The sequence below is a fragment of the Psychrobacter sp. genome, from assembly GCF_041554015.1.
In the GTDB taxonomy this organism is placed as follows: Bacteria; Pseudomonadota; Gammaproteobacteria; order Pseudomonadales; family Moraxellaceae; genus Psychrobacter.
This window is the reverse complement of record NZ_JBFFMS010000018.1, coordinates 1-16,120: the sequence shown is the minus strand read 5'-3', so window position 1 is coordinate 16,120 and position 16,120 is coordinate 1. Positions and strand designations below refer to the sequence as shown.

The 16,120-nt window shown below is 44.0% G+C and carries 13 protein-coding genes; 5 read left to right on the top strand and 8 right to left on the bottom strand.

The features are described 5' to 3' along the window. Positions 1 to 94: 94 nt before the first annotated feature. Entirely contained in the window at positions 95 to 1,348 is a 1,254-nt protein-coding gene (locus ABYU67_RS06475; protein ID WP_372844184.1) for a carboxynorspermidine decarboxylase, read from the bottom strand. A gap of 180 nt (positions 1,349 to 1,528) precedes the next feature. Here ABYU67_RS06475 and ABYU67_RS06470 point away from each other — a divergent pair, with 180 nt between their 5' ends. Continuing rightward, positions 1,529 to 2,104: a DUF924 family protein gene (locus tag ABYU67_RS06470; RefSeq protein WP_372844213.1), complete on the top strand. Its 576-nt coding sequence runs from the start codon at positions 1,529 to 1,531 to the stop codon at positions 2,102 to 2,104. Between the two features lie 263 nt (positions 2,105 to 2,367). Here ABYU67_RS06470 and ABYU67_RS06465 read toward each other — a convergent pair whose 3' ends face one another. Together ABYU67_RS06465 and lpxB are read right to left on the bottom strand one after the other, a co-directional pair. Beyond that, the gene (locus ABYU67_RS06465) at positions 2,368 to 3,216 is read right to left on the bottom strand and encodes a ribonuclease HII (RefSeq protein ID WP_372844183.1); all 849 of its coding nucleotides are present in this window, start codon (positions 3,214 to 3,216) and stop codon (positions 2,368 to 2,370) included. A 69-nt stretch (positions 3,217 to 3,285) separates the two neighbouring features. Continuing rightward, positions 3,286 to 4,590, bottom strand: a complete 1,305-nt coding sequence (gene lpxB, locus ABYU67_RS06460) for a lipid-A-disaccharide synthase (protein ID WP_372844182.1) — start codon at positions 4,588 to 4,590, stop codon at positions 3,286 to 3,288. A gap of 364 nt (positions 4,591 to 4,954) precedes the next feature. Here lpxB and ABYU67_RS06455 point away from each other — a divergent pair, with 364 nt between their 5' ends. Continuing rightward, positions 4,955 to 6,037: a 3-deoxy-7-phosphoheptulonate synthase gene (locus tag ABYU67_RS06455; protein ID WP_372844181.1), complete on the top strand. Its 1,083-nt coding sequence runs from the start codon at positions 4,955 to 4,957 to the stop codon at positions 6,035 to 6,037. Between the two features lie 108 nt (positions 6,038 to 6,145). Here ABYU67_RS06455 and pepN read toward each other — a convergent pair whose 3' ends face one another. Further along, positions 6,146 to 8,746 (bottom strand): aminopeptidase N, encoded by a 2,601-nt coding sequence (gene pepN / locus ABYU67_RS06450; RefSeq protein ID WP_372844212.1) that lies wholly within the window; start codon positions 8,744 to 8,746, stop codon positions 6,146 to 6,148. Between the two features lie 360 nt (positions 8,747 to 9,106). Here pepN and pal point away from each other — a divergent pair, with 360 nt between their 5' ends. Together pal and ABYU67_RS06440 are read left to right on the top strand one after the other, a co-directional pair. Beyond that, positions 9,107 to 9,625, top strand: coding sequence for a peptidoglycan-associated lipoprotein Pal (gene pal / locus ABYU67_RS06445; RefSeq protein WP_201551049.1), 519 nt, complete (start codon positions 9,107 to 9,109; stop codon positions 9,623 to 9,625). A gap of 143 nt (positions 9,626 to 9,768) precedes the next feature. Continuing rightward, positions 9,769 to 10,494, top strand: a complete 726-nt coding sequence (locus ABYU67_RS06440; RefSeq protein WP_372844180.1) for a 4'-phosphopantetheinyl transferase superfamily protein — start codon at positions 9,769 to 9,771, stop codon at positions 10,492 to 10,494. 125 nt (positions 10,495 to 10,619) lie between these two features. Here the strand turns inward: ABYU67_RS06440 and ABYU67_RS06435 are convergent, their stop codons facing one another. Continuing rightward, positions 10,620 to 11,477 (bottom strand): hypothetical protein, encoded by an 858-nt coding sequence (locus ABYU67_RS06435; RefSeq protein WP_372844179.1) that lies wholly within the window; start codon positions 11,475 to 11,477, stop codon positions 10,620 to 10,622. 665 nt (positions 11,478 to 12,142) lie between these two features. On the opposite strand from ABYU67_RS06435, the gene ABYU67_RS06430 reads away from it, so the two are divergent. Continuing rightward, on the top strand, positions 12,143 to 12,901 hold the full coding sequence (locus ABYU67_RS06430; protein WP_372844178.1) for an IclR family transcriptional regulator: 759 nt from the start codon (positions 12,143 to 12,145) through the stop codon (positions 12,899 to 12,901). 82 nt (positions 12,902 to 12,983) lie between these two features. On the opposite strand, the gene mmsB is transcribed toward ABYU67_RS06430, so the two are convergent. The 3 genes from mmsB to ABYU67_RS06415 form a co-directional block, all read right to left on the bottom strand. Next, positions 12,984 to 13,949: a 3-hydroxyisobutyrate dehydrogenase gene (gene mmsB, locus ABYU67_RS06425; RefSeq protein ID WP_372844177.1), complete on the bottom strand. Its 966-nt coding sequence runs from the start codon at positions 13,947 to 13,949 to the stop codon at positions 12,984 to 12,986. Between the two features lie 90 nt (positions 13,950 to 14,039). Continuing rightward, positions 14,040 to 15,281 (bottom strand): enoyl-CoA hydratase/isomerase family protein, encoded by a 1,242-nt coding sequence (locus tag ABYU67_RS06420; RefSeq protein WP_372844176.1) that lies wholly within the window; start codon positions 15,279 to 15,281, stop codon positions 14,040 to 14,042. Between the two features lie 55 nt (positions 15,282 to 15,336). After that, positions 15,337 to 16,120: enoyl-CoA hydratase (locus ABYU67_RS06415; RefSeq protein WP_372844175.1), on the bottom strand; the 784-nt coding region annotated here is incomplete at its 5' end.

The following is a 16,120-nucleotide window of genomic DNA, read 5'->3' as shown; positions in this document are numbered from 1 at the left end:
TATAACTTAACTTAAAAAATTCGAGACGAATAATAATTTACAGATAGTTGTTTGCCAGTCTCACTTATTCCTCTCGAATACAGTTGTAATAGCGCTATGACAAACTTGCTTTATAATCTTGGTAATCAAACTCACGCTGGATATCGATACTGCCATCTAAGCGGCGAATGACAATCGCTGGCATATTGACACCGTTAAACCAATTTTTCTTGACCATGGTATAGCCTGCTGCATTGCCAAAGGTAACGGTGTCACCTATTTTTAGGGTATTTGGCAAGGCATATTCACCAAAGATATCGCCTGCCAAACAAGAACGACCATAGATAATCGTATGATCAGCAGATTTTGCGTCCTCGCTGATGGGTGCGATATTGGTAGGGTCGATGTCGAGAGAGGCGATATTCATCACATCATTATTCACAGCTGCTATCGGCGCTGACTCACGGTAAATCAGCAAATCAAGCATATGTGCTTCGATAGATGAATCTACTACCGCGAGATTTTTCTCATTGTGCATGGTATCTAATACCGTCGTCACCAGTGAGCCAGCACCATGAATACTCGCCTCACCCGGCTCCAAATAAACCTGTACGCCATATTTTTCGCTAAAGCCTTTTAATCTCTCAGCAAGCTTTTCAAGTGGATAATCAGGGCCTATAAAATGAATACCGCCGCCCAAACTGACCCATTCAAGCTGTGCCAAGATATCACCGAATCTGGCTTCTATATCAGCTAAGCTGTCACTAAACGCCTCAAAACTGTCATTTTCGCAGTTATTATGAATCATCACCCCTGTAATATCAGCAAGCACTGCTGCAATCTTATCTTTATCATGCTCACCTAAACGGCTAAAGGGACGCGCAGGATCAGCAATGATAAAAGACGAATTGCTAGTCTTTGGATTTAAGCGCAGCCCGACTGGGATGTTTTTTGCTGCTGCTTCACCTTTAAAAGCATTTAATTGCGAGATAGAATTAAAAATAATTTTATCGGCATAGCTTATTACTTCGTCGATTTCATCCGCGCTATAAGCGACGCTGTAGGCATGGGTTTCTTTTTTATCTTTATTACTAGCGTCGCTATTATTGCCAAAAGTCTCATAGCCCAATCTCACCTCATTGAGCGAAGATGAAGTGGTCCCATGTAAATAAGGCTGCATGATATCGAACACGCCCCAAGTCGCAAAACATTTGAGCGCAAGTAATGCTTTGGCGCCAGACAACTCGCACAGGCGCGCGATAATCTGCATATTGGCAACGATTGCCGCTTCATCAAGCAAATAATAGGGCGTCGGAGGCATCGATACAGAGGATACAGGTGACATCGGTTGTGAGGTTTTTTCGTTCATAAAAAGTAACCTAATAGCTGCTATTGGCATTGTGACAGATATAAATATTTGCGCTATAGTAGACTAAATCTATTATAATTAGAATAGCTTATGTCTCTCTCAACCGATTATTCCACCTCAAAAAGCCATGCCAATCTATCGTCACTTGATCCAAAAAACATAAGTTTAGAGTATCTCGATCTGGATGCGCGTGCCGTATTGGATTTTTGGTTTGACGAAGACAATAAGCCTTATTGGTTTGAGCAAAATGATGCTTTTGATCAGCAGATAAAGGCTAAATTTGGCAAGGTTTGGCAAGCCGCGAAGCAAGGGCAATGTGTCACTTGGCGCATTGCAGACGCGCCAGCCGATAGTAATAGCTCCATCACTGCTTTGGCTGGGCGTTTGGCAGAAATCATCGTGCTAGATCAGTTTTCACGCAATTTATGCCGCGAGCAAGCGTGCGCGTTTGCCCAAGATGGTATGGCACTGGTATTGGCGCAAGAAGCTATTTTGCAGCCACATTTTCATACCTTACCAACGCAATGGCGTAAGTTTCTTATTATGCCGTTTATGCATTCAGAATCTTTGATGATTCATCAGCGCTATCTGCCATTATTTGAGCAGCTTGATGATGCCCTGACCTTAGATTTCGAGCAGCGTCACAAAGAAATTATCAAGCAGTTTGGGCGTTATCCGCATCGTAATGAGGTAGTAGGTAGAAAATCCACTGCAACAGAGCTGACATTTTTGCAGCAACCTGACTCTTCCTTTTAATCATTTGTCTAAAAGAGGCCATTAAAAAAGGCTTACTGTTAAATAGTAAACCTTTTTTGCTTAGGCTATTTATAAAATATAGAATTATATAGCTATACACCCCACTCTCAACTTGTTTTTCTAAGGTATTGGTTTACTTAGTTTTTAAAATTTCAGTTAAAACAATTAGAATTTTAAATTCTATAAAAACCAAAAGCCTACGATAAGTTGAGATTGGCGTAGCTATACTAACTTTTGTATGCACTTGCTTCATTATCAAAGCCTTAATGCTCACCTTCTAATGCCTTTCGTATCGGTGCAAAACTGCGTCTATGCGCGGCTAACACGCCATGAGCTGAAATAGCTTCCATATGGGCGCGCGTCGGATAGCCTTTATGCTTGGCAATGCCATATTCAGGATATTCAGCGTCAAGTGCATACATGGTCTTATCACGGCTTACCTTAGCCAAAATACTGGCAGCGGCTATACTGGTATGACGACCATCGCCTTTGACCCACGCTTGGCAGTCAAGGGCTGATTCTTCGATACCAAGTTTTACAAGCTTTGCACTATCTAAATCCGGACAGCGATTGCCATCAATCAACACCTCAAAAAACCTTTTATGCTCCATATCAAGGTGCTTGGTAAGCGTCTCTAATAACACCTCAGTACATAAACGCATGCCCAGCATGGTGGCTTGCAAGATATTTATCTGATCGATGACCGCTGCCGGTATATCAGCGACGATATGCCCGACGGCGTACTGCTGAACCAGCGGATAAAGTATGTCGCGTTTTTTTTCGCTTAGCTGCTTGGAGTCTGTCAATATCGATAACGGCGTATCTTTGAGGGGCTGCTCTTCAATCAGTCCTGACCAAGCACGTGGCAATAGTGCTGCCGCGACATTAACACTGCCTAACAAAGGTCCGCGCCCCGCTTCATCAACCCCGATCTGTAGTACTGACCCCGTATCATTTTGTGCGATATTTTGTGTATATTGAGCATGTAATTCAGTGACATTAAGGTGACCAGACAAACAAATTGCAGAGGCTAAATTAATATATTGTCCTTTAATATCAATCTGCTCGATACGGCGTTCAACTTGTAAAATATTGCTTTCTATATGTGGCATGTTATTCATTGATTGTACGATCTTATTTGCATTAGTTAATGAGGTATAAGGCGGATGCGCGGGCTAGATTTACAGCGTTTTTGGCAGCTTGTCTTGCAGATACCATTGTTCAATCACACTATTAGCAGGCTGATGATTGCTTTGCTGCTGCAACAAATGCTTGGTATCAATAAGCGCTTTTAGTTGCTCAGCATAAGCACGGGGCTGCAACAGACGCATAACGGTACGGCAAATATTGTCACCACTTGCCTGCTCTTGGATAAGCTCAGGTACAATCGCGCTATCTGCCAAAATATTGGGTAAGCCGACATAAGGAACCTTTACCAGACGCTTGGCAATCTGATAAGTCAGCTGATTGAGCTGATACACGACCACCATCGGACGCTCAAGTAACATCGCCTCAAGCGTGGCTGTACCCGATGCTAACATCACGATATCTGATGCTGCCATCGCTTGCTGACTAAATGCAGGCTGACTGTCATCATAAACCACCACAATCGCTGCTCGCAGCTGCTCTGAGCGCTTATCAATGACATCTTGGACGATATATTGATGATTTTGATCAATGGTTGGAATGATAAAGCACAGCTTTGGGTCTAATAATAGCAGCCTTTGAATACCATCTAACATCAGTGGCAAAATAGCGGTTATTTCACCGCGCCGTGAGCCTGGCATCACACAAATAAGCTGACTGACTTCATCAAAGCGTTCAATAAAAAACTGCTGTAAGCCATCATTGTGCCAAACCAGCTCACTACGGCGCTGATTAATGGGTATGTCGAGCAGTGACTGGTCAATAGTATGCATCAATGGATGCCCAACGCATATCGCCGGATGATCATGACGCTCATAGACGGGCAGCTCAAATGGAAACAAGCAAAGCACCAAGTGGGTTGCCGCTTTGATATTATGGATACGCGACTCACGCCATGCCCAAATAGAGGGGCTGACATACTGCACGCAAAACACGCCCTGAGGCTTTAACTTTTTAGAGACTCGAAGATTAAAATCAGGCGCATCTATGCCAATAAACCAATCAATATTTGCAGTTTTAAAAGCTGTCAGTAACTCACGGCGCGCCTTAAGCAAGTCCGGCAACTGCCCCATCACCTCTACCAACCCCATAACTGCCAAACGGGACAGTGGAAAAATACTCTTAAGCCCTTGTGCTTGCATCTTGGTGCCGCCAACACCAACCCATATGATGTCATCACGTAGATTGTTCATCTGCTGCATAAAGTCAGCGCCTAAGCTATCCCCCGACACTTCACCAGCCACGATACCGATAACAAGCGGCTGACGCGCTACAGGAGTTGATTTGCAATGATCAAATGGCACAGTTAAATCAGGCTGAAGCATAGCGGTATCGGTCATAACAAACTCTTAATAATAAAATGTTACAGTGAAAGTCGTACAAGAGATAAAACATAGATATTATAAAATATAGCATAGCGTAGCTAGTATAGGACATGTACTATCATAATCAGCGACTTCTTTGGTGCGCAAACTCAGCTATCTATAGTGCCATCATACGTGACGATGATAAAAATAGCGAAGTTGCTCAAAGAAATCCAGCATTATGAACGCCGCTTGCTCCTACCCACAATCGTCAAGTATAACCAAGTTTTCGCATCCGCATTCCAGTTATCAGTCAATTAACTGCTCGACTGCCCTTGTCAACTGGTACTTTTGTCCGCATAATGAAAGACCCTATAAATCAGCTAGACGATATATAATCATGATAACAACCGCTACCCATAATGCAGAAATTGACGACGTGAATATTGAAAAATTTATTCCATTAATCACACCCAATGAGCTAAAAACCGAACTTCCTTTATCAAACGAAGCCTATAAAACCGTTCTAAATGGTCGTAAGACCATTCAAAATATCTTGGATGGCAAAGACAAGCGCTTGTTTGTGGTTATCGGTCCCTGCTCTATTCACGACATCAAAGCCGCTCATGAATATGCTGATCGCTTAGCCGTATTGGCAAAAGAGATAGAAGACAGTGTATTTGTAGTGATGCGCGTGTATTTTGAGAAGCCGCGCACGACCGTTGGCTGGAAAGGCATGATTAATGACCCAGATATGAATGACAGCTTTGATATCGAAAAAGGTCTGCGTACTGCCCGTAAGCTGCTACTTGATTTGAATGAAAAAGGACTACCTTGTGCTACCGAAGCGCTTGATCCGAACACGCCGCAGTATATGCAGGACTTGATCAGCTGGTCAGCGATTGGTGCTCGTACGACTGAAAGCCAAACGCATCGTGAAATGAGCTCAGGCTTATCATGCCCAGTTGGCTTTAAGAATGGTACTGATGGTGGTATGACGGTCGCAGTCAACGCTATGCAAGCGGTAAAAGCCGGTCATAGCTTTTTAGGTCTGTCATCAGATGGCAAAGTGTCTATCATCAAATCTAAAGGCAATCCGTATGCTCACGTGGTACTTCGCGGTGGCAATGGCAAGCCCAACTATGATGAAACGGCCGTTGCTCAAGTAGAGGACGCATTAGCGAAAGGCAAAACCAGTAATAAGATTATGATTGATTCAAGTCATGCTAACTCCGGTAAAGACCCTTATTTGCAACCGATGGTCATCCAAAACGTCGCGGAGCAAATCAGAAACGGCAACAAATCTATCATAGGTATGATGATTGAGAGCCATTTAAAAGGCGGTCGTCAAGAGCTGACTGCTGACTTGACTGCACTAGAATACGGCATGTCGATTACTGATGGCTGCCTAGACTGGGATAGCACCGTTACTGCACTACATAATTTACGTGATATGGTTAAAGACGTCTTACCTAACCGTTAATCATAGCTTATCCAGTGAGCACTGCTTATCAAAAAGCCCGTCTGACATTTTAGTGTCAAACGGGCTTTTTTAGGTTTAAGCTTATGATATTGGCTCTTTAATACTACTCTACTTCACTGCTGCGCCCAGTACACTGCTTAGGCTCTCATGCACGTGCTTAGAAGATACCTGCTGTTGTACATCAAGCAGCTGCTCATACGCCATTTGACGGCGTGGCTCAGCTAAGGTATTCCAACGTGCCAATATTTGTAGTAAGCGCGAAGCTATCATCGGGTTGGAGTCATCTAGCTTTTTAATCACGTCTGTATAGATATCCAAACCTGCTGGTGTCCATAATGCAGTTGGCTGCGAGGTAAAAGCGCTGATGACTGCGCGCACACGATTGGGCGTATTCCAATCAAAATCTTTATGTGCTAATAGTGATTTAATAACATCGGCACTGACGTTATCAGCTGACGCTTGCACACTAAACCACAAATCAATCACCAAATCATCCGCTTGAAAACGCTGATAAAAATCTGCCAAATACGCATCCGCCTGCGCCACTTGATGATTGACCATGGCTTTTAGTGCCCCAAAACGCTCCGTCATACAGCTGGCATGTTCATACTGCTGCTGTGCCCACTCGCCAGCGCCTTCCACATTTGCCGTCAACGCCATATCCAGTACCACATTACGTAGCGCGCGCTTGCCACGTGCTTCCGCGCTGTCCTCATAATCCTGCATTGGCAACTGCTTATACAATACTGCCCATTGGTCTTTTAACGCCGCTGCCAACTGCTGATATAAGCCCTCTCGCTGCGCTTTGACCTGATCGGGATCATAGTCTTTAGAGATAGCCGCTGCCAGCTCCTGCGCCGATGGAATATCAAGCAAACGCGCCGCTAGCATCGCATCTTCAGCTGCGAGCACTGGCAAGGTCTGTGCCAATGCCGCCAGATAAATATCTGGGTTACTTTTTGTATTTTGGGTTTGCAATAAAATACGGTTTACCAGCATCTGCGTGACTTGCCAGCGATTAAAACCATTGGTTTCGTATTTGAGTAAAAATGCCAAATCTTCATCTTGATAGTCGTAATTGAGCTGCACGGGTGCGCTAAAATCACGTAGCAAAGAGACGATAGGCTCGCTACTGATACCTTCAAAAGTAAAGGTTTGTGTAGCTTGGTCTAACAGCAGCATACGCTCAGCGATAATGTTACCGCTTTCTTTATCAAATAACGCCGTGGCAACTGGTACTGGCAACGGTTTTGATGCAGCAAATCCGCTCACATGACGGGTTTGCTGACTTAAAGTAATGCTCAAGGTTTGCGTCGCGCTATCATAGTTTTGATGACCGGACACCACTGGCGTACCGGGCTGACGATACCAATCAATAAAGTCTTCTACCTTATCATTGGTAACACTAAGCGCCGATAAGAAGTCTTCGACGGTCACCGCCTGACCATCATAGCGGCGGAAATACTCGTCGGTCCCTTTACGAAAATCATCCGCGCCCAAGGTATTGGCAATCATGCGCACGATTTCAGCGCCTTTTTCATAGACGGTGGTAGTATAAAAGTTATTAATCTCAACAAAGCTCTCAGGGCGCACAGGGTGCGCAAGTGGTCCTGCATCCTCTGCAAACTGATGGGCGCGCAAGGTGGCGACATCATCAATACGTTGTACCGCGCGTGATTGCTGATCGGCTGAAAACGACTGATCACGATAAACAGTAAAGCCCTCTTTTAAACACAACTGGAACCAATCACGGCACGTAATCCGATTGCCCGTCCAGTTATGGAAATACTCGTGGGCGATAATGGCTTTTACACTAAAACTGCGGCTATCTGTCGTCGTTTCAGGGCTAGATAACACACAGGCAGTATTAAAAATATTTAAACCTTTATTTTCCATCGCACCCATATTGAACTGACTGACTGCAACGATCATATAACGATCAAGGTCATAAGCACGGCCGTAATTGACCTCATCCCATTGCATCGAATCTTTAAGTGCCTGCATACCGACAGCACATTTATCGATGTCAGCAGACTTTGCATAGACTTCCAGCAATACCTCTCGACCTTCGCTGGTCGTATAGCTATCCGCCAAGACGTCCAAGTCAGCAACCACACAAGCAAACAGATAGCTTGGTTTATTGGTTGGATCATGCCAAATCGCATAATGGCGGTCTGGGTTATCGATCATATCCCCTGCTTCAACCAAATTGCCATTGGCCAATAGCGTCGGATAGCGCTTGTCTGCTTCAAGACGGGTAGTAAATATCGCAAGCACATCAGGGCGGTCTGGATAAAAGGTAATCTTACGAAAGCCTTCCGGCTCACACTGGGTGACAAACATCGTATCGTCACCACTACCCGCCATATAAAATCCTTCAAGCGCAGTATTGGTCTGCGGGCAGATACGTACTTGAATGGCTAATGTCACCTCATCAGGAGCCTCACTAATCGTAAGCTTCCCTGCTGACAGCTCATAACGCTCAGAGGTCAACACCTCACCATTCATCGTCAGCGCCAACAACTCTAACTCTTCACCAAATAAAACGAGATCACCTGCGCTTTGACGTACCATTTTTAACACGCTGTCTACCTGTGCATGGTCTTCAAATAGCTTGATGTCCAAATCAACCGTTTCAACATCATAGCTTGGCTTTTGGTAATCTTTTAAATGGATCTTATTGGGGGTATGAAGCGGCACATCAGGCATATCTGGATTGATAATTTGCGCAGCGGTTTCAGCGGTAGACATATAGATTCCTATTGATTTTTATGAGGGTTATAATGATAACAGCCTTTACAGCGATACCTAGCTACATTGACCTGACGCGCCAAATTTCAAGGGTGCTGATAAATTAAAATAAGAAAGCACTGCTGATCAAACCCCTATTATTATGGTACAAATCTCGACATAATACGCATTATATCTATTTGTAAAGACTAGCATTATTTACAGTAATAGTACTTACATAAAGTAACATTTAGTATATGATAGATAGTAATTGCCCAAGTTTTATCGTAAGCAGTTTACAACAACAAATCTAATTCATTAAAATTTTTGGAGCTTATTATGTCAACCAGTTTTTCAAAAATCGCTGCCCTTGCTGTATTGTCAAGCGCTGTCGCTCTAGCATCAGGTTGTGCTACCAAGCGCGCTACTTCTGAAGTCGTGGTTGCTCCACTAGGTATCCCAGGTGGTCAAGTTGGCTACAATGGTGCTGTCATCGTCGACAACTCAAATGCAGTCATCACTGGTGCTGAGAACATCCAAGCCGTTGTATACTTTGCTTTTGACAGCAGTGAAATCACCTCACAATCTGCTGGCGTTTTAAATCAACACGCTGGTCTGTTAAAATCTAATCCAAATGCAAGCGTAGTTATCGCAGGTCACACCGATGAGCGCGGTAGCCGTGAATATAACATGGCATTGGGTGAGCGCCGTGCCCAAGCAGCACGTGATTATCTTGCCGCTCAAGGCGTTGCAGCAAATAATATCCGTGTCATCAGCTATGGTGAAGAGCGCCCTGCTGCTGCTGGCACCACAGAAGATGCGTATGCGCAAAACCGCCGCGCTGAACTGTCTTACTAAGATATAGAGCACAAGACACTATACGTCTTAAAAAGCCCAACAAACCCATTGTTGGGCTTTTTGCTTTTTATTAGACTAAGATACATGTTACATCGCCTATAAACCCTAAATCTCTCATACAAAGTCTCTTTCATACAAAATCTATGCAAAACTTAATACTAGACAATATCCACTATACCAATCTCGACCCTATGACCGTGACATGGTGTGCGACTGCTCAAGTGCGCCCTATCCAGCCTCATTATGAGCAAACAGCCGATGCTCACTTATCTTTATCTGCTCCTCACATTGCTCGTCATCAGCGCCAGCAGCAACGTGCCGGTGTGCGGCTACTGTTACAGGCACTACTTGAGAAAATGAATATTAGAGATACTTTGGATGAAACAAGCTTCCCTTATCGACTGACCAGCAGTCAGTATTATGTGTGTTTTAGTCATACTGGCGCAAGTAGTCAAAGTAACGCGGCTCAACTGAACAAAGAAAAACCTTTTAATAGGTTAGATAGTTTAGATAATAAAGTTGCAGTAGTTATTAGTTGTCATCGACCTGTAGGCATCGACATAGAAGCCAATAATGTGAAATGGCAAGTGGCGCAGCGCTTTTACCATACTAACGAGCTGGCTATATTACAAGCTCTAAACAGCACGCAACGTGACACTGTCGCTAAATTACTATGGCAAATAAAAGAAAGTTTTATCAAAATACGTCAATATACCCTTGCCCAAGGGTTAGGTATGGATTATTCCGCTTATATTCCTGAGTTAATCAAACCAGTGGCAGACACTCTGCATTTACCAACGATAATTGATGAGACAAGCGGTTATCATATTGCCGCTATTGTTTCCCAACAAACGGTCATCATCTATTAAAGATACAAAGCTTCGATACTCCATGAGACTATTCACCTTATTTTAAACATAAAAAAACGACCCTCGAGAGGATCGTTTTTTAAACTTATTCTTCTTTTAATAACAGTACTCAGACTGTCATTAAATTAGAAGCGGTAAGTTGCACCAACTTTAACGATTGGCATCCACTCTAACCAGTTTTTATCTTCTAAATCTTTTTCAGCTTGATCTGCGACGATATCAGCAGCAGGGTTAGGATTTCCAGCTACACGATTAATAGTAGCATTAGTTTTACCCATATATGCAGCACCTAGCTCGCCAAATAGACCAAAGTTATTGGTGATATTAGGACGGAAACCAATAGTAGCATATGGCGCCAGCTTATTACGATGTTCGATAGTACCTTCTAAAGCACCAACGTTCTGACCACCGAAGTCTTCGTCGTTAACTCTATCTGGAGCTGCGCCAGCATAAAATTTATCGCCATTGATGCTGTAATAACCTTCACCTTCAGCGTTAGCGCGTACATTGATATCGTTATCAGGAACGATGATACCAGCACCAACAGTGAACCAGTTAGACATAGGACGTAATTGCACGCCTAGGTACGGGTTGCTAAAGTCAGAATCTACATCGTAGTTGATATCGTTAGCATCAAAGTCACCGCCGAATAGATCAGCAACATCGCCACCTGCCCAACCAGCTTGAATTTCAGTTTTGTCGTTTAAGCCCCAAGCGATGTTAGCACCATAACCTAAAGTACCAACTTCAGCGCTGATCGCTGCTGGATGAGTAACGGTTTGGAAGAAAGTCTTAGTACCACCAACAACCGCACCAGTAGTATTACGTAATACACCTGCGTCAGCATTGTAAGCAACAGCTACTGGCTCAACTTCGTATACAACAGCATCATTGCCATCAACTACGATAACTGGTTCAGCTGCAAGAGCAGCAGTTGAGGCTAAAACGGCAGCAGTAATTGCTGTTAATTGAATAAGTTTCATGATTACTCTCCTAAAGTATGAAATAACGCGCCCATAAAAAAATGAAAATCTAGCTTTTTTAAACAATCATTTTGATGCGAGGATTAAAACAATTTTGGTTCAAAAAGTCACCCCTAAGAACGAACTTTTTATTTACCGTTATGTAAAGATTGCATAGATATTGTAATAATTACGCTACCAACCCGCAATACTTCGCCTTTTTGTTACACAATGCTCCTAAAGCCACCGCGCAGCCCAAACATGATTATCGGAATGCTTAACGCTCATGTAAAGGTATTACAAAATATGTCTGCATGATGCAGCATCTCACCGAATAACGCAATAACAGTTATGGGGTTAATTACTACAGATTGTTGTTGTTTGTGACTGAACGTATCTAATATTGCTAAAAACCTGAAAAATATCAGATAATTTGGTCATAAATTCACGCAAGATAAACACGCTGCTATATAATGAAAGTCAGGCTTGTCTAGGCGCTATAAAGTCAGGCTTGTCTAAGCGCTATATTGTGCTAAATTAGAATCAATAAGCCAATCACTGTCGGCCTTTATGCTTATTCGTTGTTAGCCTTATCGCTTTATTTACTATGCCTATTTTATGCTAGCGCCTGCATCTGTTATGGTCTAATTGCCTGTTTAGTTTTTTATTCTTATTGAGTCACTCATATGCCTAAAGTATCATCGATTACCCGTGTGCTAGAGATTATTGAGGCGGTATCTTATGCCTCAAAGCCGCTTTCGCCACTTGAACTATCTCAAGAGCTTGACATCCCAAAGCCGACCATTCATCGATTGATTCAAAACTTGGTCGATGAAGGCTTTGTGACCGTCGATATTGGCGGCGGTATTATACCGGGCAAACGGGTGCGCAATTTGGGTGTTGAGCTTTGGCAGCAGCGACTGTTCTTTAATGAGCGGCAAATGATTTTGCAAAAATTGGTCGATGAGCTCAAAGAGACTTGCGGTATCGGTGTGCCTTATCAGATGAATATGATCTATACCAATCGTGCACAGACGACCTTGCCGATACAGATTTATTTACCAGTGGGTGCAAAATCACCGATGTGGTGTACCGCAACTGGCAAGCTGTACTTGAGTCAATTACCGCGCGTAAGTCGTGACAAAATACTGCAAAACCTGTCGCTGGATAAATTTACCAAAAACACCATCACCGATATCGATGCATTAAATGCTGAGCTTGATCGTATCGCCGTAACGGGCATAGGTATCGACAATGAAGAGTTTATCTCTGAGATGGTGGCAATCGCCGTACCAATACGAGATAGAAAATCGCGCTACCTTGCCTCGCTTTATCTGCATGCGCCAACCATACGGGTGTCTTTAGATGACCTCTTAACCCATGTGCCACGACTGCAAAAAGCAGCACAAGATATTCAGGCTTTGGTCTATGAGCTGCCAAATTAAAACCTTGATATAAATCAGAAATCACTAAAAAAAGCCTGCATTATCGTAATAGTGCAGACCTTTTTTAGTGGTTTCTGATATTTTAATACAATACAGAACTGTCGTGACGCGCCATAATACTAGAAAAATCTCTATCACCATTGTCGACAGTATGCGCGGCATATAGCTCAGTGGCTTTAGCGCCCATTGGCGTTTCTACCTGAGTATCTTCAGCGGTCTGCATGGCAAGGTTAAGGTCTTTTTGCATGAGCTTACTCATAAAGCCGCCTTGATAGCCGTTGCTCGATGGCACATTGTCCATCACTTGCGGATAAGGGTTGTATACCTCTAGCGTCCAGTTACGACCTGAGCTTTGTAGCATGATATCTGACAGCACTTTTGGGTCGAGACCGTTTTTGACGCCCAGATTAATCGCTTCGGCCGTGCCTGCCATCAAAATCCCAAGCAGCATGTTATTACAGATTTTCGCCACTTGTCCGGCGCCATGCTCGCCTGCATGAAAGATATTTTTACCCATCACAGCCAGTATCGGCTCAGCTTTGGCAAAGGCTGTATCCTCTCCACCAACGATAAAGGTTAGCGTACCAGCAATAGCGCCGCCCGTACCGCCAGAGACTGGCGCATCTAAAAAGTCGATACCAAGCTTAGTCGCAGCTTCTGCCACTGCCCTTGCATCCGCTGCGGCTATGGTACTGCTATCAATGACCAAAGTACCTTTTGGTAAGTCCGCAAGTAGACCGTCAGAGCCATTATCTCCTAAATAAACAGAATGGACATGCTTACCAGCAGGTAACATACTGATGATCACTTGAGCATTACGTGCTGCGTCTTTTGGGCTATCAGCCACGCTAGCACCTGCTTGTTGCAAACGCGCAGTTGCCTCTGTAGACAAGTCATAAACCGATAATGTATAACCTGCTTTTAATAAGTTCTCTGACATTGGACTGCCCATGTTACCTAGCCCAATAAAGGCGATATTTGGCTTTGCTGTATTATCATTACTATCAGTCGTAGTTGTATTACTTGAACCTGTATCCTTTGTAGCCATCTCATCACTCCTTGATGATTGATTATGCAATTGGTTTTAATTTTTATTCAATCTAGCTAAGTTGTCTTAAATCAGATACTAAATATCTGATTAGCGAACCGCTTTATTACCGAGTGCTGCCGCGCTAAGCCACTCCTCTAAAGGATGCTCGCCTTTGGCATATGGATTGGTAAAGTGCTGCTGGATATACTCTTGTCCCTCAGTGCTCAAACACTCAGCTAACGTACGAGACCAGTTTGGCGTCCGATCTTTATCAATCAATAACGCCCGTACGCCTTCTTTAAAATCAGGGTTAGCCGCACAATGTACAGCGACATTGGTCTCTAGATACAAGACCTGCTCTAGCGATAAATCCGTCACCTTATGATATAACGCATAGGTCAACGCTGCAGTCACTGGACAGCCATGTCGATAGGTTGCTACAGCTCGCTGTGACCAGCTGTCGGCAGCAAAATCTGAATCAAGCTCTGCAAGCGCCTTATCGCTTTGTAATAGCGCATCGATATCACCTAAGCCGCCACTGTTCATCAGCTGCTGGATAGCACGCCAATGCTGCGCAAGCTTACTAGCAGGTAGCTCAGCAACAGGCTGCGCCGCTAATGCTCGACTCACGATACTATGAGCGCTGTTGTTGTTTTCTTTATGGCTTTCTTTATTATCCGTATCAGCTGCCGGTTGCCAATCACTTTGCTTCAAACGTTGCATGATGGCATCATAATCAGAGCTGGCAACTGCATATTCTGCTAAGTTGGCTAGTAGTGCATCACTGCCATTACACATCGCACCCGTTAATCCTAAGAATAAGCCTGTTTTGGCTGGCATACGCTGTAAGAACCAACTGCCGGACGCATCGGGGAATAAGCCTATGGTAATCTCTGGCATGGCAAAACGGGTACGTTCAGTGACTAGACGATGGCTACAGCCTGCCATCAAACCCATACCGCCGCCCATCATGATGCCGTCACCCCATAAGATTAATGGCTTGGGATAAAAGTGCATTTGGCGATAAAGACTGTATTCATGACCAAAAAAATCTGTCGCATAAGGATTTGGCATAGGCGCTGTTGCTGACATACTGTCATAAAGCTTGCGAATATCACCGCCTGCACAAAACGCTTTGTCGCCTGCGCCCTTTAATAGCAATGCCACCACTTGCTTATCACCTTGCCATTGCTCTAGTTGCTGCGATAACAACTGACACATCTCAACGCTCAAGGCATTAAGAGACTTTGGCATATTTAACGTCATTATCCCAATAAGGTGACCACAATCTGTCGCCTCGGTGCTGAATAATACCGGCGCGTCTGGCGTGCCTTCTATAGCTGCTGTCATAAAAGTGACCTACAAAATGAAAAAGTGAAATAATATTATTATATTTACGCTAAGGTTATTTATTTTGCCAAACGGGCTTACGCTTTTCTAAAAATGCTTGCACACCTTCACGCTGATCTTCAGTATCGAACAATTTAACAAAGGCTTCACGCTCATGGATAAGGTTTTGCGCAGGTGGCGTGTCTCTTGCCGCTTGAATAAGCGTTTTAGAGTAACTGACCGCAACCGGTGATTGTTTAGCAACTTTTTGCGCCAATGCTTGTGCTGTTTGTAATCCCTCACCTTTTGCAGCAACTTCTTCGACTAAGCCAATGCGTAGTGCCGTCTCGGCATCGACGCGCTCGCCGCACAATATCATGCGCTTTGCCCAACCCTCACCTACCAAAGCTGTTAGATTTTGGGTACCACCAGCACAGGGTAACAAACCCACACCCGTCTCAGGTAAGGCCATTTGAGCATGATCTTCTGCAATACGGATATCACAAGCGAGTGCGCACTCAAGACCACCGCCCATCGCATAGCCATTGATAACCGCGATACTAACACCGCGATAGGCTGACAACGCTTCAAATGCTTCACCAAAGGCTATCGCCATACTGATCGCGCGACCTTTATCGCCATCTGCAAAATTGTTCAGATCGGCGCCTGCTGAAAAGAACTTCTCACCATCACCATGAACGATTAGTGCATATACCTCATCATTAGCATTGAGGTCAGTGACCAATTGCTTAAGCGCCTTAAGACTGTCCATCGTCCACGTATGAGCAGGTGGGTTGTTCAATGTTAGCGTTGCAGTATGACCATCAATCGATAGTTTTAAGTTGGTATAATCCGTCATG